General features: G+C 63.7%; 17 protein-coding genes. 9 read left to right on the top strand and 8 right to left on the bottom strand.

Translation table 11 applies throughout. The annotated features are described in order from the left end of the window. Entirely contained in the window at nt 1-1,167 is a 1,167-nt protein-coding gene (locus tag OTER_RS26425; RefSeq protein ID WP_012375403.1) for a hypothetical protein, read from the bottom strand. Nucleotides 1,168-1,517: 350 nt separating this feature from the next. On the opposite strand from OTER_RS26425, the gene OTER_RS13090 reads away from it, so the two are divergent. The 4 genes from OTER_RS13090 to OTER_RS13075 all read left to right on the top strand — a co-directional run bounded on the left by OTER_RS13090 (nt 1,518) and on the right by OTER_RS13075 (nt 6,570). After that, nucleotides 1,518-1,856, top strand: coding sequence for a c-type cytochrome (locus OTER_RS13090; protein ID WP_012375402.1), 339 nt, complete (start codon nt 1,518-1,520; stop codon nt 1,854-1,856). Nucleotides 1,857-1,948: 92 nt separating this feature from the next. After that, entirely contained in the window at nt 1,949-3,439 is a 1,491-nt protein-coding gene (locus OTER_RS13085; protein WP_012375401.1) for a NapC/NirT family cytochrome c, read from the top strand. Between the two features lie 309 nt (nt 3,440-3,748). Further along, complete coding sequence (locus tag OTER_RS13080) at nt 3,749-4,516, top strand: cytochrome c3 family protein (protein ID WP_052300381.1); 768 nt, start codon at nt 3,749-3,751, stop codon at nt 4,514-4,516. Nucleotides 4,517-4,539: 23 nt separating this feature from the next. Next, nucleotides 4,540-6,570, top strand: coding sequence for a TonB-dependent receptor (locus OTER_RS13075; protein WP_012375399.1), 2,031 nt, complete (start codon nt 4,540-4,542; stop codon nt 6,568-6,570). Between the two features lie 74 nt (nt 6,571-6,644). Here the strand turns inward: OTER_RS13075 and OTER_RS13070 are convergent, their stop codons facing one another. Next, nucleotides 6,645-7,955 (bottom strand): NAD(P)/FAD-dependent oxidoreductase, encoded by a 1,311-nt coding sequence (locus OTER_RS13070; RefSeq protein ID WP_012375398.1) that lies wholly within the window; start codon nt 7,953-7,955, stop codon nt 6,645-6,647. 145 nt (nt 7,956-8,100) lie between these two features. Between OTER_RS13070 and OTER_RS13065 the strand changes: the two genes are divergently transcribed. From OTER_RS13065 to OTER_RS13055, 3 genes are all read left to right on the top strand, one after another. Beyond that, the gene (locus tag OTER_RS13065) at nt 8,101-8,400 is read left to right on the top strand and encodes a gamma-butyrobetaine hydroxylase-like domain-containing protein (protein ID WP_012375397.1); all 300 of its coding nucleotides are present in this window, start codon (nt 8,101-8,103) and stop codon (nt 8,398-8,400) included. 339 nt (nt 8,401-8,739) lie between these two features. Then, nucleotides 8,740-9,195, top strand: coding sequence for a phosphoribosyl-AMP cyclohydrolase (hisI, locus tag OTER_RS13060; protein ID WP_012375396.1), 456 nt, complete (start codon nt 8,740-8,742; stop codon nt 9,193-9,195). A 70-nt stretch (nt 9,196-9,265) separates the two neighbouring features. Beyond that, complete coding sequence (locus tag OTER_RS13055; protein WP_012375395.1) at nt 9,266-9,487, top strand: hypothetical protein; 222 nt, start codon at nt 9,266-9,268, stop codon at nt 9,485-9,487. 42 nt (nt 9,488-9,529) lie between these two features. Here OTER_RS13055 and lpxA read toward each other — a convergent pair whose 3' ends face one another. Both lpxA and OTER_RS13045 read right to left on the bottom strand, forming a co-directional pair. Beyond that, entirely contained in the window at nt 9,530-10,318 is a 789-nt protein-coding gene (gene lpxA / locus OTER_RS13050) for an acyl-ACP--UDP-N-acetylglucosamine O-acyltransferase (protein ID WP_012375394.1), read from the bottom strand. 80 nt (nt 10,319-10,398) lie between these two features. Next, on the bottom strand, nt 10,399-11,739 hold the full coding sequence (locus OTER_RS13045; RefSeq protein ID WP_012375393.1) for a bifunctional UDP-3-O-[3-hydroxymyristoyl] N-acetylglucosamine deacetylase/3-hydroxyacyl-ACP dehydratase: 1,341 nt from the start codon (nt 11,737-11,739) through the stop codon (nt 10,399-10,401). 208 nt (nt 11,740-11,947) lie between these two features. Between OTER_RS13045 and efp the strand changes: the two genes are divergently transcribed. Further along, nucleotides 11,948-12,505, top strand: a complete 558-nt coding sequence (efp, locus tag OTER_RS13040) for an elongation factor P (RefSeq protein ID WP_012375392.1) — start codon at nt 11,948-11,950, stop codon at nt 12,503-12,505. A 157-nt stretch (nt 12,506-12,662) separates the two neighbouring features. Here the strand turns inward: efp and can are convergent, their stop codons facing one another. The 4 genes from can to OTER_RS13020 form a co-directional block, all read right to left on the bottom strand. Beyond that, a complete protein-coding gene (gene can / locus OTER_RS13035; protein WP_012375391.1) occupies nt 12,663-13,316 on the bottom strand; it encodes a carbonate dehydratase in 654 nt (217 codons plus the stop codon). Nucleotides 13,317-13,584: 268 nt separating this feature from the next. Continuing rightward, nucleotides 13,585-14,007, bottom strand: a complete 423-nt coding sequence (locus OTER_RS13030; protein ID WP_012375390.1) for a VOC family protein — start codon at nt 14,005-14,007, stop codon at nt 13,585-13,587. Nucleotides 14,008-14,051: 44 nt separating this feature from the next. After that, nucleotides 14,052-14,417: a cupin domain-containing protein gene (locus OTER_RS13025; RefSeq protein ID WP_012375389.1), complete on the bottom strand. Its 366-nt coding sequence runs from the start codon at nt 14,415-14,417 to the stop codon at nt 14,052-14,054. A 102-nt stretch (nt 14,418-14,519) separates the two neighbouring features. Further along, complete coding sequence (locus OTER_RS13020; protein ID WP_012375388.1) at nt 14,520-15,761, bottom strand: class I SAM-dependent rRNA methyltransferase; 1,242 nt, start codon at nt 15,759-15,761, stop codon at nt 14,520-14,522. Between the two features lie 100 nt (nt 15,762-15,861). Here OTER_RS13020 and OTER_RS13015 point away from each other — a divergent pair, with 100 nt between their 5' ends. Next, complete coding sequence (locus tag OTER_RS13015) at nt 15,862-16,320, top strand: DUF6249 domain-containing protein (protein ID WP_012375387.1); 459 nt, start codon at nt 15,862-15,864, stop codon at nt 16,318-16,320. The last annotated feature ends 7 nt before the right edge of the window (nt 16,321-16,327 follow it).

The following is a 16,327-nucleotide window of genomic DNA, read 5'->3' as shown; positions in this document are numbered from 1 at the left end:
TCAGGGAGTCTGGACGGTGTTCAGGAAAGAGAGAAAGGCAGGCTTCTCGCGACTCACCAGCGCGTCGGGCCCGGTGAGCTTGAAGAACCACGTCGCTCCGGCGTACGGCACGATCGCGCCGAGCATCCGTTGCCCGGATGCGCCGCCCGCGCCAGCGAGGTCCACGATCGTGAGGCTCAATCCATTCGACTGCTGGCGGGTGACCGCACTGCCGAGTGCGGCGGCGTCGAGTGGCGGCAGCTGCAGCTGATTGCGCCAGCGGTTCACGTTGGCCAGCTCTCCGCCGACGTCGCCCGGAAACGCCGTGATCGAGAGGTCCGCCGCCTCGTCGCCCTCGCCTTTCACGAGATAACTGCCCTTCCGCATCGTCGAGCCGGTCTTTGTTTCCCAATGCGCCGGCGCGGTCCACTTCAAGCCCGGGCCATCGGCGGTGGTCACCGCGGTGTTGGCCATGTCCGATCCGGCGATCGGGGGCGCCGCCGTCGACGAGGTGAGGTCGAGTCCGGCATGTGGATCGTTGACCGTCGCGGCGCCGCCGGGCGTGTCCGCGTTGGGCGCGGCCGGTTTGATGGTCCCAAGGAACTCCAGGAAGGCCGCTTTCTCGGCGGCCACGAGTTCACTCGGGCCGGTGAGCTTGAAAAACCAGGTGGCGCCGGCAAACGGCACGATCGCGCTCAGCAGGCGCATTGCCTCGGCGCCCTGGCCGTTGACCAGCTCGACCACATTCATGTGCAGACCGTCGTGATCCAAATGCGTGAGCATGGTCGGCAGTTCGTCCGCTCCGATCGGCGGCAACTGCAGCTGCGCCCGCCAGCGGTTTACGTTGGCCAGATCGCCACCGACATCCCCGGGAAAAGCCGTGATCGCCAGATCCGCCATCGGCGAGGCTTCGTCGCCAATCGCATAACTGCCCTTGCGGACCGACGAGCCGGGTTTCGTGCGCCAGTGTGCCGGGGCCGTCCATGCCAACGCCGGACCACCGGCGGAGTCCACCGCGGCCGCCGACATCCCGGCACCGGCCGACATGCCGGCATGAGGTGACTCGGGCTGGGCCGCGCGCGCGGCTTCCTTCGGGATGCGGTAGGATACGACCGAGGAGTCGCCACATCCCGCGGCCAGGAAGGCGACCACGCTCAGGGAGGAAAGCAAGCAGGGGAAAAAACGCATGGGAAGGGATTAAGCCAGCATCGGAGCAGCTCGCAGGAGAAAGCGAAAGATCAGAAGATCAGGCACGTCGAAATTTGCGATGGAAGGCAGCAACGGACCAATGATGGTCGATCTCCTCCGGACTCGCTGCGCATTCCTTGTGCAGTGTTAGGCGGTCTTTGCGGTTGTCGCCAAAAAACGCACAGCATGAGATGCGACCGAGAGCGCGCCGGGCGCCTCTATGCATTTTTTATACTAGCGAAGACAACGATTGCTGGCATCTTAGCAAACCATGCGCAGCGTGATCGGATCTATTCCGGCATGCTGCGTCGAGGCGGAGCGTCTCCGTCAAACATCATCAGATCCCCAATATGAAAAACTGCACCAAACTCGCGCTCGCGACCGTCAGCTTTCTGGTCGGCGCAGCGATTAGCCAGGCGGCTCCGGCTGCCGAAAACTGGGAAAACCACTGCCAGAAGTGCCACGGCGCGACCGGCAAGGCGGACACCAAGACCGGCAAGAAACTGAAGATCCGCGACTACTCGGATGCGGCCGTGCAGGGGCAGCTCAAGGACGACGAGATGCTCAAGGCGATTGCCGACGGCGTGAAGAACGATGCCGGCAAGGAAGTGATGAAGGGCTACAAGGACGAGCTCTCGCAAGAGGAGATGAGCGACCTGGTCACCTTCATTCGCAAGCTGAAGGCCTGATGTCGGGCGCGGCACCCGCCGCACCCTTTTTATGAACGCGGGCCGTTTCCGGCCCGCGTTTCTTGCTCCACTCCTGCTCCCTGCCCGCACCCATGTCCACCCCGTCGTCGCCCGCCTCGCCGCTGAAACCGCGCTCCGCCTTCAACAACTGGATCAGCGCCATCGGCGCGGTGTTGTCACTCGGCGCGCTCTTCTCGTTCGCCTTCCTGGTCTGGATGGATTTCTCGCAGGGCGAGAAGAATCCCTATCTCGGGATTCTCACCTACATCGTCGCGCCGATGTTCCTGATGGCCGGGCTGGCGTTGCTCTTCGGGGGCGCCTGGCTGCAGCGCCGCTACGCGATCAAACACGCGCAGAACCGGCCGGACCGCTGGCAGGTGGACTTCAGCAACCGCCGGCAGCGCCGGATCGCGCTCGGCTTCGGGTTCGGCGGCATCCTGTTCCTCGTGCTCAGTGCGTTTGGCAGCTATCAGACGTATCATTATTCTGAGTCCACGCAGTTTTGCGGCCAGGTCTGCCACGAGGCGATGAATCCGGAATTCGTCACCTACCAGCGCGGCGAACACGCCCGCGTCGACTGCGTCGAGTGCCACATCGGGTCCGGGGCCGAGTGGTTCATCAAGGCCAAGATCAACGGCACGCACCAGCTCATCGCGTACGCGCTGGACAATTACAACCGGCCGATCGCGACTCCGCTGCACAATCTGCGCCCCGCCCAGGACATCTGCGAAAAGTGCCACTGGCCGGAAAAATTCCACGGCAACATCGAAATCAATTTCGACCATTTCCTCTCGAACAAGAAGAACACGCCCTACACCGCGCGCATGCTGATGCACGTGAACGCCAGCCGGCCCGGCGGTCCCGCGGGCGGCATTCACTGGCACGTCAACGAAAACGAAAAGGTCGAATACTACGCGGCCGACGCCAAGCGGCAGGAGATTCCCTGGATGCGCGTCACCAACGTGAAGACCGGCGCCAGCCGCATCTACCGCACCGATGAATTCACCGGCGAGCCGCCCGTGGACCAGATCCGCGTCATGGACTGCATGGATTGCCACAACCGCCCCGCGCACATGTTCCCGACGGCCAACGAAGCCGTGGAGCGCGCGCTGCTCACCGGCACGCTCAGCACCGCCTTGCCAAACATCAAGCGCGACGCAGTCAACGCGATGACCCAGGAAGACATCACCACCTCCGCCGGGGCGCCCGAAAAAATCGCGGCGTTCCTGACGAAGAAATATGCCGGACATCCGGACCTTCCCGGCGCCATCGCCGCAGTTCAGTCGCTCTATGCGACGACGATTTTCCCGGAGCGCAAAGCCGACTGGCGCGTCTATCCGAACAATATTGGTCACAAAGACTGGCCGGGCTGCTTCCGCTGTCATGACGACAAGCACAAGACGGCGTCGGGCCAGACGGTCAGCGCGAGCGACTGCACGTCGTGCCACACCATCATCGCGCAAGGCAAGGGCGAGGAGCTCGCCCTGCTCAGCGCGAAGGGTCTCGAGTTCGAGCACCCCGGTGGCGAATACGACGCCGAGTTGACCTGTGCCGACTGCCACAACGGCGGAGTACAAAAATAACGGACCGGCTCCGCGGCGATTGTTCTTCCGAGCAGCGCTCAGGTCGAGCGCTGCGGGCTCAGGCACCTTCCTTTCCGAAGAGTTCCCGATGACCCCTTAAGGGGAGCACGAATCGGGTGCCGGGCTCTGCGCATTTTGGCGCTGACAGTGCGCAGGCATTGTGCCCAAAAAATGCACCAAGCCCTGCGCCTTCCTCGGCAATCCATGCGCAGTCAACCCTGACGATTTTTCCGATACTTCTCTTGTTGCGGGAAGTATACCCCCGAAACGACTACACCTGCCAAACACTACACGGCTATGATACCTCGCTTGCGTTGGACTAAAAACACCCTGCTCTTCGGCGGCATCGCCGCGTGGGGTCTGCTTCTCATATCCTGCGTGACGGTCAATCGCACGCTGGTCGCACCGCCGCAAATACCCGGCGCCAAGGTCGTAGGCAGTGAAGCCTGCGCCGAGTGTCACCAGAACATCACCTCCGGCTTCCACGATGCCACGCACGCCAAACTGATGGCGCAGGGCGAGAACGCCAAGGCGATGGGCTGCGAAGCCTGCCACGGCCCAGGCAGTGAACACGTCAAGGCCGGCGGCGGCGCCGGTACCATCATCAATCCGGAAAAGAACCCGGAGACCTGCTTCCAGTGCCACCTCGACAAGCGCGGTGAGTTCAGCCTCCCGAACGCCCACCCGGTGATGGCGGGCAAGATGACCTGCTCCGACTGCCACAACCCGCACGAAGGCGACGCGGTCATGGGCGGCGGCACCAATCTGATGGGTGCCAATGAAAGCTGCCTAAAGTGCCACGAGGCGCAACGCGGGCCGTTCGTCTTCGAGCACGAGGCCCTCCGTGAGAGCTGCACGAGCTGCCACAACCCGCACGGCTCGGTGAACGCCAAGATGCTCAACGCCCGCAACCAGTCGCTCTGTATGCAGTGCCATACGCAGCAGCAGACTGCGGCCGGCCAGCTGATGATCGGCGGCCGTGACCACGCCGCCTTCGTCACCCGCGGCACGTGCTGGACCGCCGGCTGCCACGAGGCCGTCCACGGCTCGCACGTCAACTCGTCGCTCCGCTTCTAGCACCTCAAACTACAAACTACGCCATGCAACGCTTTCGCTCTTCTCTCATCCTGGCGACGCTGCTAGCTCCTGCCGCCCTTCTGGCGCAGACCGTGACCACCAGTGGGACAGTCTCCGTCTCCGCCGGAGGCACGCTCCTGGAAGGCAACCGCGCCGCCTACCAGCGCACGGTGCAGCATGCCAAGCAGGGCTTCGCCGGCATCGAGGATTTCAATCTCACTCGCGAAGCTGAGGACTCGGTCTTCAAATTCGACGCCCGGCTACTTCCGGGTGACGAGGACTACCGGGTATCGTTCCGCTTCGACAAGACAGACCGCTTCTATATCGAGGGCGGCTACGAGCAGTTCCGGGTCTGGTATAACGGTGGCGGCGGCTACTTCCGGCCCCGCGGGATGGCCTTCACGCTCTTCGATGAGGACCTGAGCCTCGACCGCACGCGGGCCTGGCTGGAAGCCGGCGTGTATCTGCCCAATCAGATTCTGCTCCGTGCCCGCTACGAACACCGCGCGCGCAACGGCACCAAGGACTCGACCATGTGGGGCGATAGCAATGCCCCCGCCCCCTATGGCACGCGCAACATCACCCCGTCGTTGATGGACCTGAACGAGACCACCAACACGTTCTCGGTCGACATCGGCAACACGACCCAGGAGGACCAGAAGTGGAACGTCGGCGGCCGGGTGTCCGAGACCAAGATCGACGACAAGCGCTACAGCCGCCGCCGCCCGTTTGATTCCGGTGGCGACCGTATCATCACCACCAAGGACGAGTCCTCGAACGACTTGTATGCGGCGCATGGCTTCTACCTGCGCAAGGTCAACGATCAGCTCACCGTCTCCGGCGGCGCTCTGATCACCAAGCTGGACACGGTCATCGAAGGCAGCCGCATCTACGGCCAGAGCTATGACCCGGTCTACGACCCGAACTACGCGCGCCGCCAGCAGCGTGACGAGGGCTTCTATAACCTCGAAGGCAAGGCGGACGTGAAGCAGACGGTCCTCAACCTGAACGCGGTTTATACACCACGGAAGGATTGGTCGATCCGCCCGAGCATCCGTTTCGAGAACCGCCGGGACGAAGCGACCGATGAATTCGTCGAGATCAACACCGGCCCGGCTCCAGCCGTCGCCCCGATCCTCGAGGCGCTCGAGGGCGAGAACGACAAGGACTGGAGCGAATTCACCGAGGAGATCGAGGTTCGTTACACGGGCAAACCGAACTGGACCTTCAATGGCACGGCTGAATGGCTTCAGGGCACCGGCAATCTTGAGGAAATGCTCGGCGAAGCCGGCGTGTTCGCGATCAACCGCGACGTCGATCTGGATCGTTTCGTCCAGAAATACTCGTTCGGCGCCAACTGGTATGCCAAGCCGGGCCTGACGTTCGCCGCCCAATATTACTACAAGGGTTCGATGGCGGACTACGGTCTCACGCGGGACAACACTCCGCCCTACGGTGGCGATCGTTATCCGTCCTACATCATCGATCAGGACTTCGAGACGCACGACGTGAACGTCCGCGTCACCTGGCGCCCGGTGACCCAGCTCAACCTGGTCACCCGCTACGACCACCAGGAGTCGAAGGTCACCAACGTCATGGCCGGTCTCGGCAAGTCGCCGAGCGGAGACTACTCCTCCGACATTATCAGCCAGAACGTGACTTGGAGCCCGACGGCGCGGCTGTTCGTCACGGGCAGCGTGAACGCCAGGTATGACCAGCTCGCTACGCCGGCCTATCCGTTCGTCCAGAACGGCGACAACAACTCGATCAACGGTTCACTCGGCGCCGGCTATGTCGTGTCGCAGAAGGACGATGTCTTCGTCGACTACCACTGGTTCGATGCCGACAACTACATCGACAACTCCCGCACCAGCTTGCCTTTCGGGCTGACGGATACGCAGAACGCATTCTACGTCACTTGGGTCCGCCGGCAGACCGAGCAGATGATCTACACCGTGAAATACGGCTACGTCACGAACGACGACTACACCTACGGGCGCCGCAACGACTTCGAGGCGCACGTGCTCTACGCCAAGGTGCAGTATCGGTTCTAAGCGTCCCCGCGAGCGAAGTTTCCCTCAACGCCGCGCCGGCTTCTTCGGAAGCCGGCGCGTTTTTTTTGCCCGGTTCAGGCCGAGCCCGCCGGTGGCGTTCCCGTTGCGCCGGTGATGATCCGCGCTCCCCGTTTGTAGGTCAGGTAGGAATAGACCCACTGCACGAAGACCGAGAATTTGCTCCGAAACCCGACCAGAAAGATGAGGTGGACAAACAGCCACGCCATCCACGCGGGATAACCACTGAAGTGCAGCCGGCCGATCTCCGCCACCGCCTTCGAGCGGCCGATCGTCGCCATCGAGCCCTTATCCCAATACACGAACGGCGCACGTCCGGCCGCGGCATTCGTCGTCGAGGTACGTCCGCGGATCTCCTCCGCCAGCAGTTTCACCGCGTGCTCTCCCATCTGCATCGCGGCCGGCGAAACGCCCGGCACCACCTGCCCTTTCGGGTCCGTCAGGGTCACGAGGTCGCCGAGCACGAAGACTTCCGGATGCCCCGGCAGGCTCAAGTCCGGCAGCACCTTGATCCGGCCCGCGCGATCCGTCTCCACCCCGAGTTGCTGCGTGAGCGGCGAAGCGGACACTCCGGCCGCCCAGATCACGATGCCGCGGATGATCTCGCCATCCGGCATCTCGACCTCGTGGTGGCGGATCGCTTTGACGTGCTTCCCCACCCGCACCTCGACTCCAAGCCGCTCCAGCTGCCGCTGCGCACTTGCCGACAAATCGGGCGGGAAATGCGCCAGCACGCGCGGCGCGCCTTCGATCAGGAGCACCCGCGCCTTGGACGGATCGATGCGATCGAAATCGCGCACCAGCACGGTGCGCGCGAGCTCCGCAAAGGTCCCGGCCAGTTCCACGCCCGTGGGCCCGCCGCCCACCACGATCAGCGTCATGAGTTCGCGCCGCTTCTGCGGGTCGGATTCGGTCTCGGCGCATTCGAACGACATCAGCACGCGCCGGCGGATTTCGAGCGCGTCGTCGAGCGACTTCAGCCCGGGGGCAAACCGCTCCCAATCGTCGTGGCCAAAATAGCTCGTCCGTCCGCCCATCGCGAGCACCAGGTAGTCGTAGCTCGTCTCGCCGCGGTCATGGATCACTTTCCGCGCTGCCAGATCGAATCCGGTGACCTCCGCCATCATCACCTCGAGGTTCTTTTTTCGCCGCAGGATCGCCCGGATTGGCTGCGCGATGTCGACCGCCGACAATCCGGCCGTCGCCACCTGGTACAGCAGCGGCTGGAATAAATGATGATTTTGCCGGTCGATCACCGTGATTCGCGCTGCGTCCTCGGGGAACTTCCGGCAGAAGGTCAGCCCCCCAAACCCCGCGCCCACGACGACGATGTGCGGCAGCGTCCGCGGCTTTTCTGAAGCGTCCATGGTCACGCAACGGACACAGGAACCGGGTGTTCGCAACGCCCGCCGGGGGATTCGCAGTCGCGATCGATGCGGGGTGCTTGCCGCCGTTTCCGGCCTCGCCCCTTGTTATCCGTGGCTCCAACTTCTGAGCCTCCTTCTCCCGCTCATGCACACTCCCACCAATATCCAACTCATCGGCTCCGAAGTCGCCATCGCTTGGGACGACGGCGCCGAGACCTATTATGCTTTCGACCAGCTGCGGGCGGCCTCGCCGAGCGCGGAGACGCAGGGCGAACGCGACGTGCTCGGCAACCAGTACGGGGGCGACGGCCCGCGCCGCTTCCCCGGAGTGCAGGTCGTCGGCTGGGAGCGAATCGGCAACTATGCCATTCGCTTTGATTTCAGCGACGGGCACCGCACCGGGCTCTACAGCTACGACTATCTGCGCGAACTCGCGCAGCGGTGAGCATGTAGCCGGCCTCGCCGAGGCCGGGCCGGGGTCAGCGACCCCGGCTACATGGTTTCCCGCGCTGGTCAGCCGTCATGGAGCCGCGACGCCCTCGTCGCGGCAAATCCGATCGCAATCCTTCCACGCAACGAAAACCTCGCGCTCTTGTAGCCGGCCTCGCAGGCCGGGCCGGGGTCAGCGACCCCGGCTACAACTCAGCCGCGACGAGGGCGTCGCGGCTCCATTTCCCACCGTGCCAGCACAGTCTGCCAACGCTGCCAGATCCGAGTGTTTCACCGATTCGAAACCCGGCATTGAATCCCGCCCGCGACTGCTCTTCCGTGTCTGAGAACATCCATGAGCACACCCGCGTTTCCCGCCCGCACCACCACCGCCGACATCGAGCTCGGCACCACGCTCCAGCCCAAGTTTGGCCCGGACGGGCTCATCCCGTGCATCACCCAGGACGTCCACACCGGCGAAGTGCTGATGTTTGCGTTCATGAACGCCGAATCGCTCGCCCACACGCTGCGCACGAAAAAAGCCACCTACTGGAGCCGCTCCCGCAACAAACTCTGGATGAAGGGCGAGGAGTCGGGCAACGTGCAGCACGTGCATGAGCTTCGCACGGATTGCGATCAGGATGTCGTGCTCATCAAGGTCGAGCAGACCGGTGCCGCCAACGCCTCCTGCCACAACGGCTACAAATCCTGTTTCTATCGCAAGCTCGCGAGCCTCGACGCTTCGTCGCTGCAGTTGCAGTTCACCGCCGAGCGGCTCTTCGATCCCGCGACCGTTTACAAGAAAAAGTAAGCGGTTCCCGCGTCGGCGGCCGGAGAATGGATTTGCCCGACCCTACGCCAAGGGCGCAGCATGGCTTCGCATGAAACGGCTTCTCCAAGCGTCGGGCCGCACGATCGAGGAATTTGTCGGCACGTCGGACCACGGTGAATTCAACCAGGCGCTCGCCGGCGCCATCAAGACCGCCCAGCTGACGCTCGGCACCGAGGAGATCCGCTGGACGATGCTCCAGCTCAGCGGCCAGACGGCGCCGGGCGCGCATGCGCTCACGGTTGCGATCAAGGCCAAGCGGTCCGACGCGTAGTCTCACGCGAACCCACGCCGCGCCTAGGCGGTGGCGCTCCGACTATCGTCCGCCCGCCGCCATCCCGCGTTCGCTCTTCTTGGCGAACTCGAGCACGCGCTGAAATTCCGCACTCGCCGCCTGTTCGTGCGCCGCGAGCTGTTCCAGCGCCTGCGTGCGGTTGAGCCCGCCGCGATACAGCATGCGGAAGATGGTTTTCACGCGCTCGATCTGCTCGGGCGTGAAGCCGTTGCGCTCCAGCCCGACCTTGTTGAACGTCCGTACCGTCGCCGGTGCGCCGTCAGCGATGAAGAATGGCGGCACGTCCTGCACGAGCTTCGCATACGCCGACAACATCACGAAGGCGCCGAGCCGGCAGAATTGATGCACCCCCGCGTTCGCGCCGATCACCACGTGATTCTCGACCGTGACGTGCCCGGCCAGCCCGGCATTGTTGCTCATCACGATCCCGTCGCCGAGCACGCAATCGTGCGCCACATGGGACAGCGCGAGCAGATTGTTGCCATTGCCGATGATCGTGTTTTCGCCGTCCTTCGTCGCCGCGTGCACGGTCACGTACTCGCGAAAGACATTGCGATCGCCGATCCGCAGCCCGGGGTTCCCGCCCTTGTATTTCAGATCCTGCGTCTTGCCGCCAATGCAGGCATACGGATAAACCTCGCACGCCTTGCCCAGCACGGTGTTGCCTTCGACGCTCGCGTGGTGATGCAGCCGGGTGCCGTCGCCCAACGTCGTGCCGGTGCCGACGAACGCATAGGCGCCGATCTCCACGTCGCTGCCCAGCTGGGCGCCCGGTTCAATAATCGCCGTCGGATGAATCTTGGAAGACATAGCTCAGCTTTCCGGCGCGCTCGTGCGGCGGCGGGCTGCGGCCCGCCACTCGTGAACTACGCCACCATCACACCGTGCGTTCACTCCACGTCCGTTTCGTCGATCACCGTGAACATGAGCTCGGCCGAGGAAACGACCTGGCCGTTCACGCTGCACTGGCCTTCTGCGACGCCGATCCGGTTGCCGCGGCTCTTCGTCATTTTCACCTGGATCAAGAGCTGGTCGCCCGGCCGCACCGCGCGGCGGAACTTCACCTTGTCGCAGCTCATGAAGAGCGCCGTCTTCCCTTCCGAGGAAATTTTGCGGAGCATCAGGATGCCCGCCGCCTGCGCCATCGCCTCGATCTGCAGCACCCCCGGCATCACCGGATTGCCCGGGAAATGCCCCTGGAAATACGGCTCATTGATCGTGACGTTCTTCAGCGCCACCAGTTCGTCCGGGCCTTTGATCTCGAGCACCCGATCGACCATGATGAACGGGTAACGATGCGGGACCGTGTCGAGGATCCGGCGGATATCGAGCGAGGTCTCGTCGGTCAGCAGCATCGTCGGCGCCACCGGCTTTTCCTTTTTCTTCGTGCCGCCCTGCTTTCGCTCCAGCAGCTTTTGGTAAATGGCCTTGGTCAGCTCCGCGTTGATCGCATGGCCCGGCCGCGTCGCCACGATGTGCGCCTTCAACGGCAGGCCGAGCAGCATCACGTCGCCGATGATGTCCAGGATCTTGTGCCGCACGAACTCGTCTTTGAACCGCAGCGGCTCCTTCGAGATGATCTTGTCGCCCCGGATCACCACCGCGCAATCGAGCGAACCGCCGCGAATCTTGCCCAGCTTCAGCAGTTCCTCGATGTCCTCGTAGATCGTGAACGTCCGCGCCGCGGCGACCTGCGTCTGGTAAACCTCCGGATCGATCGTCAGCGACAGATGCTGCGTGTGGATGCCGCGGTCGTCGGCCGAGGTGCACGAGATTTTCAGCACGTCGCTCGGCAGCGCGATGATCGAGGAATTGCCGCGCGTCACCGACACGGGCGCATCGAGCTCGAAATACTCGCGATCCTTGTCCTGCTCCACCGGCTCGGCTTGCAGGATCAGGTTCACGAACGGCCGCGCCGATCCGTCCATGATCGGCGGCTCCGACGCGTCCATCTCCAGCAGCACGTTGTCGATGCCACAACCATGCAGCGCGCTCAGCACGTGCTCCACCGTGTGGATCTTGGCGTGACCCGACTGGATGGTCGTGGCGCGCACCAGATCCGTGACTTGGTCGACCCGCGGCCGAAGCTCTGGACTGCCATGCAGATCCGTGCGCTTGAACACAATGCCGTGGTCCACCGGCGCCGGCTTCATCGTCAGCGTAACCGGATCCCCGGTGTGCAGCGCGCTGCCCTTGATCGAGACCTCACGCGCGAGGGTGCGTTGTTTCATACGATTGGGGATCAGTGTCGGCAACCTGCGGCGGGGAGCGCAAGCGCGGATGTGGCCAGCCGTTCGCGCGGGTCCGGCTGCCCGCGCCGCCGCCACATCCGGCGTTTGCCCGGCCTAAAAACCGGGCTGATCGGCCCGCGGCCTTGACACCTTCTTGGCCGATTCCTCACTCTGGACCCTTTCATTTTCGAGCAACTCCCTCAACGTCATGCCCGCAGCCAACGATATCCGCAAAGGACAAGTCATTAAATACAACGGCGAGCCCCATCTGGTGATGGAGACCCAGCACCGGACGCCCGGCAATTTGCGGGCTTTCGTTCAGGTCAAGATGCGGAATCTCCGTTACGGCAAGGCGCTCGATCAGCGGTTCGCCTCGACGGACACGATCGAAGTGCTCCCGACCGACAAGCGCACGCTGGAGTTCAGCTACGCCGACCGCGAGACGTTCGCGTTCATCGATCCGGACACGTTCGACCAGATCGAACTCAGCGCCCAGACGCTCGGCGAGGTGAAAAACTACCTCACCGCCGGCGGCAAGGTCGACGTGCTGTTCGTCGACGACAAGCCGCTCACGGTCGAACTGCCGTCCACCGTCGCGCTGAAGGTGGTCGAGTCCTCCGAGGGCATCAAGGGCGACACGGCGAGCAACGTGCAGAAGCCCGCGACGCTCGAGACCGGGCTGGTCGTGCAGGTGCCGCTCTTCATCAAGGAAGGCGAGATCATCAAGATCAGCACGGCCGACGGCAGCTATCTCGGTCGCGCCTGATTCGGCTGCTCTCTCTCTTTCTGTTTTCTCGAGCCCGCGGTTTTTCACCGCGGGCTTTTTGTTTCGCCGGCACGCAGGTCGGCGCAGCCATGCTGTGGGCCTCCCCGGCGAGGTGGCTGATCCACGCCAGCTCACCGAGCTCGCCTGCAACCGCCGCTCACGGCTGCTTGGTGAGATTTGCGACGGCGTTCTCGTAACCGCTCGTCGCCTCGTCGGGATTGCTGGCCGAGCAGCCAAGGTCGCGCAGCAAGCCGTCGCGCAGCCCGTAAATCCAGCCGTGCACCGCCAGCGGTTGCCCGCGCTTCCAGGCGTCGCGCACGATCGACGTCTCGCACACGTTGGCGAACTGCTCGATCACGTTCAATTCGCACAGCCGCTCCGCCTGCGCCGCCTCGCCCTGCAGCCCGCACAGGCACCCGTCGTGTTTCTCGCGCACGTCCTGCACGTGCCGGAGCCAGTTGTCCGCCAGCCCCACGCGCTCGCAGCGCAACGCCGCACCGACGCCGCTGCAGCCGTAGTGGCCGACCACCATCACGTGCTTCACCTTGATCACGTCGACCGCGAATTGCAGCACACTCAGGCAATTCAGGTCCGTGTGCACGACGACGTTGGCGATGTTGCGATGAACAAACACCTCGCCCGGCAGCAGCCCGAGGATCTCGTTCGCCGGCACGCGGCTGTCGGAGCAGCCAATCCAGAAATACTCCGGCGTCTGCTGACGCGAAAGCTTCTCGAAGAACAGCGGATCGCGCGCGCGAATATCGTTCGCCCACGCTTTGTTTTGCGCAAAAAGCCGGCCGAGTGCGTCCATGCGTCGGATGGTTCGCACTCGCGCGCGCTTGTCCATCGCGAATCGCGGCACGCATCCCGCCGCTCTCCGCCGGCACGTGGCGGAAGCCGTGAGGCTTTCGCCCAACCGGCGTCAGGTGGAGCGCGTTGCCCTCGACGCGCTTGGTAGCGGAAGCCGTGAGGCTTTCGCCGAAACGCTCACGCGTTCCGCTCCGCGCCGCAGCGCCTTGGGGGCAGGACGCTCCGCCTCTCACGATGCGCTTTCGCTCAGACCGTCCAGTCTTCCCGGCTCACCACTGCAGGCTCTGCGGCGTGTACTCCATCAACTCGATGTCATTCCCATCGGGATCCTGGATCCAGGCCTGCTTCGAATGATCCATGCCGACCTTGACCGGCTTCACGGCGAGTCCCTTCGCCTCGAGCCGCGCGACCTCCTGCTCGAGGCCGTTCACCTCGAAACAAAAATGCCGCGCGTGCGCCGTGTGATTCGATTTCATCGCCACCACCTCCCCGCCCCACTGCGCGACCGCTTTCTTCTGATCGAAGATTTCCACAAACGTCATCTCGCCTGTGGCGAAATAGTACCCGAAGTCGACGCCGGCATCGTTCTTCATCGTGAACTTGATCGGGAAGCCCAGCGTATCGCGATAAAACGCGATCATCGCAGGCAGTTGATCCGTGAACAGGCAGACGTGGGCGAGTTTCTTGATCATGGCGCAAGGTCTGACGCACCTCCAATCGCGATGGTGCGTTTATGTCAGCGATCGAGCCGCTTCAACGTGTCGCGCGTGCGCGCCTCGCGCACGTTGCCCGTGTTGAGCGTGCCCGCGGGTTCGAACAGCACGACTTCGACCTCGTCCCGCGCCGCCGGCTGATGCTCGACACCACGCGGCACGATGAAGAACTGACCCGGCTGCAGCGTCACCGTGCGATCGCGCAAGCGCATCTCCAGCGTGCCGCGATGCACGAGGAACAACTCGTCCTCGTGGTCGTGGTGGTGCCACACGAAGTCGCCGCGCAGCTTCACGCATTTTACGTACTGGCCGTTCAGCTCACCGACAATGTGCGGATCCCAGTGCGTCGTGATCGTCGCGAACGCTGCAGTCAGATCGATCGGGTTCACGGGTGAAATCTCGTAGATAACGAGGCTTGGATGGGGATGCGACGCCCTCGTCGCGGCTCCAGACGACGGGCTCGACCCGGCAGCAGATTCATTAGAAACGTCCTACACCACCCGCGCCCACAGCACCTTGAGATAACGGCTCTCGAGGCAGTTCGAGTAAACCGGATGATCCGGGCCCGGACCCGTGCGGTCGAAGAATTGCAGCCGCCGATTTTGCCGGTGTGCCGCCTTGATCACGTGCTGCTCGAAATCCTCGAGGCTGAGCAAGCCCGAGCACGAACAGGTCACGAATATCCCGCCCGGTTTCACGAGCGAGATCGCGAGCAGGTTCAGGTCCTCGTATTTCTGCCGGCCCTCCCAGTTGCCGTGGTCGTCGCGCGTGAAGATGAACTTCGGCGGATCGAGCACCACCACGTCCCACTTCTCTCCGTTCTGCTGCATCTGCCGCGCGTAGGCGAACGCATCGGCATGCACGAACTTCAGCCGCGCCTGATTCAGATTCGCGTTGCGCTTCGCCTGCGCGATCGCCGCTTCGTCGAGATCGACGCTGGTCACCTCCTCCGCTCCGCCCGCCACCTTCGCGTTGAGCGAGAAACCGCCCGTGTAGCAGCACAGATCGAGCACGCGCGCGCCGCGCGTGAACTTCGCGAGCAGCTTCCGGTTTTCGCGCTGGTCGCAGAAAAACCCCGTCTTGTGCCCCTCCGCGAAATCCACCTCGTAACGCACGCCGTGCTCGCGAATCTTCACCAGCCGCGGCGCCGCGGCGTTCGTTTCCTTGAACGTCGACGGCTTGATGCCCTCGAGGCTGCCGAGGTCGTGATCGACCTGCACCCGCGCGAACTTCGTTCCCGCCAGTTCGTGCAGCAGCGGCAGCCAGCCGGGCAATCGTTGCGCGATGCCGAGCGAATACACCTCGCACAACAGCGTGTCCGCATAGCGGTCAATCGTCAGCCCGCTGAGTCCGTCGCCATCGGAATTGATCAACCGATACGCGTCCGTCGTCTCGTCGAGCTTGAACAGCTCGCGCCGCAACGCCACCGCCCGCCGGATCGCCGTCTCAAAATACGCCTCCGTCACCGGCTCGGTCGAATGCGTCACCACGCGCAGCGGAATTTTCGCCCGCGGATTGAACAACCCGCCGCCCGTCAGCTGCCCGTTCTTGTCGTAGACATTCACGAAATCGCCCGGCCGCGCGTCCGGCGACACCTGCCCCAGCAGCCGCGGAAAGATCGCCGGCTGAAACGTGAAGTATTTCAGCTGCGCCCAGGGCTTCGGCCACGCGGCACGGTTCACCACGGGCGGCGGCGCCTTGCTGGGTTTTTCCATCGGCAGCGAATCGGACATGCCCTTACATGGGCCCACCGCCTCTCCGCCCGCAATTATTTTAACAGGCTGAATCCAAGCGGCCGGCTCGCGACACTCACTCTCGAATCCAACTCCCCGCATGGACCTTAACCTCTCTCACCTTCCACTCGCCAATCTCGGTCTCGAGCCCTGGATGATCAGCATCGTCGTTCCGGTCGTCGGCTTGGTTTTTGCCGGCGTCATCATCGTGACGACGTTTTACTTCAAACACCGCGAGCGTGAGCTCTGGCACCAGACCGCGCGAGTCGCCCTCGAAAAAGGCCAGCCGCTGCCGGTGCTCCCCGACAGTGCTGGCTTCGGCGACGCCGCGGCCGCCGTGAAAGCCGCGACGGCCGCGAACAACCAGCCGCGCTGGCGTGGCTACCTGATCGGAGGACTGATCAACCTCGCCGTCGGCGCCGGCCTCTTCGTCTCGCTGTCCCAAATTTCCGGCGCGTCCTTCAACGTCGGCTATTTCGGCTGCATCCCCGGATTCATCGGGATCGCCCTGCTCCTCGGCGCCGTGATCGAGGCCTTCGCCTCGCGCCACAAGTCGTGACGCCGGC

It is taken from the genome of Opitutus terrae PB90-1 (assembly GCF_000019965.1).
GTDB lineage: Bacteria > Verrucomicrobiota > Verrucomicrobiia > Opitutales > Opitutaceae > Opitutus > Opitutus terrae.
This window is presented reverse-complemented; position numbering and strand designations above follow the sequence as displayed.

What these genes read in the sequence shown, in the direction of transcription:
- OTER_RS13085 (WP_012375401.1), top strand. Translation starts at nt 1,949, where the DNA reads ATGTCCACCCCGTCGTCGCCCGCCTCGCCGCTGAAACCGCGCTCCGCC.
- hisI (WP_012375396.1), top strand. Translation starts at nt 8,740, where the DNA reads ATGAGCACACCCGCGTTTCCCGCCCGCACCACCACCGCCGACATCGAG.
- OTER_RS13045 (WP_012375393.1), bottom strand. Translation starts at nt 11,739, where the DNA reads ATGAAACAACGCACCCTCGCGCGTGAGGTCTCGATCAAGGGCAGCGCG.
- OTER_RS13090 (WP_012375402.1), top strand. Translation starts at nt 1,518, where the DNA reads ATGAAAAACTGCACCAAACTCGCGCTCGCGACCGTCAGCTTTCTGGTC.
- efp (WP_012375392.1), top strand. Translation starts at nt 11,948, where the DNA reads ATGCCCGCAGCCAACGATATCCGCAAAGGACAAGTCATTAAATACAAC.
- OTER_RS13020 (WP_012375388.1), bottom strand. Translation starts at nt 15,761, where the DNA reads ATGTCCGATTCGCTGCCGATGGAAAAACCCAGCAAGGCGCCGCCGCCC.
- OTER_RS26425 (WP_012375403.1), bottom strand. Translation starts at nt 1,167, where the DNA reads ATGCGTTTTTTCCCCTGCTTGCTTTCCTCCCTGAGCGTGGTCGCCTTC.
- OTER_RS13070 (WP_012375398.1), bottom strand. Translation starts at nt 7,955, where the DNA reads ATGGACGCTTCAGAAAAGCCGCGGACGCTGCCGCACATCGTCGTCGTG.
- OTER_RS13015 (WP_012375387.1), top strand. Translation starts at nt 15,862, where the DNA reads ATGGACCTTAACCTCTCTCACCTTCCACTCGCCAATCTCGGTCTCGAG.
- OTER_RS13030 (WP_012375390.1), bottom strand. Translation starts at nt 14,007, where the DNA reads ATGATCAAGAAACTCGCCCACGTCTGCCTGTTCACGGATCAACTGCCT.
- lpxA (WP_012375394.1), bottom strand. Translation starts at nt 10,318, where the DNA reads ATGTCTTCCAAGATTCATCCGACGGCGATTATTGAACCGGGCGCCCAG.
- can (WP_012375391.1), bottom strand. Translation starts at nt 13,316, where the DNA reads ATGGACGCACTCGGCCGGCTTTTTGCGCAAAACAAAGCGTGGGCGAAC.
- OTER_RS13055 (WP_012375395.1), top strand. Translation starts at nt 9,266, where the DNA reads ATGAAACGGCTTCTCCAAGCGTCGGGCCGCACGATCGAGGAATTTGTC.
- OTER_RS13075 (WP_012375399.1), top strand. Translation starts at nt 4,540, where the DNA reads ATGCAACGCTTTCGCTCTTCTCTCATCCTGGCGACGCTGCTAGCTCCT.
- OTER_RS13065 (WP_012375397.1), top strand. Translation starts at nt 8,101, where the DNA reads ATGCACACTCCCACCAATATCCAACTCATCGGCTCCGAAGTCGCCATC.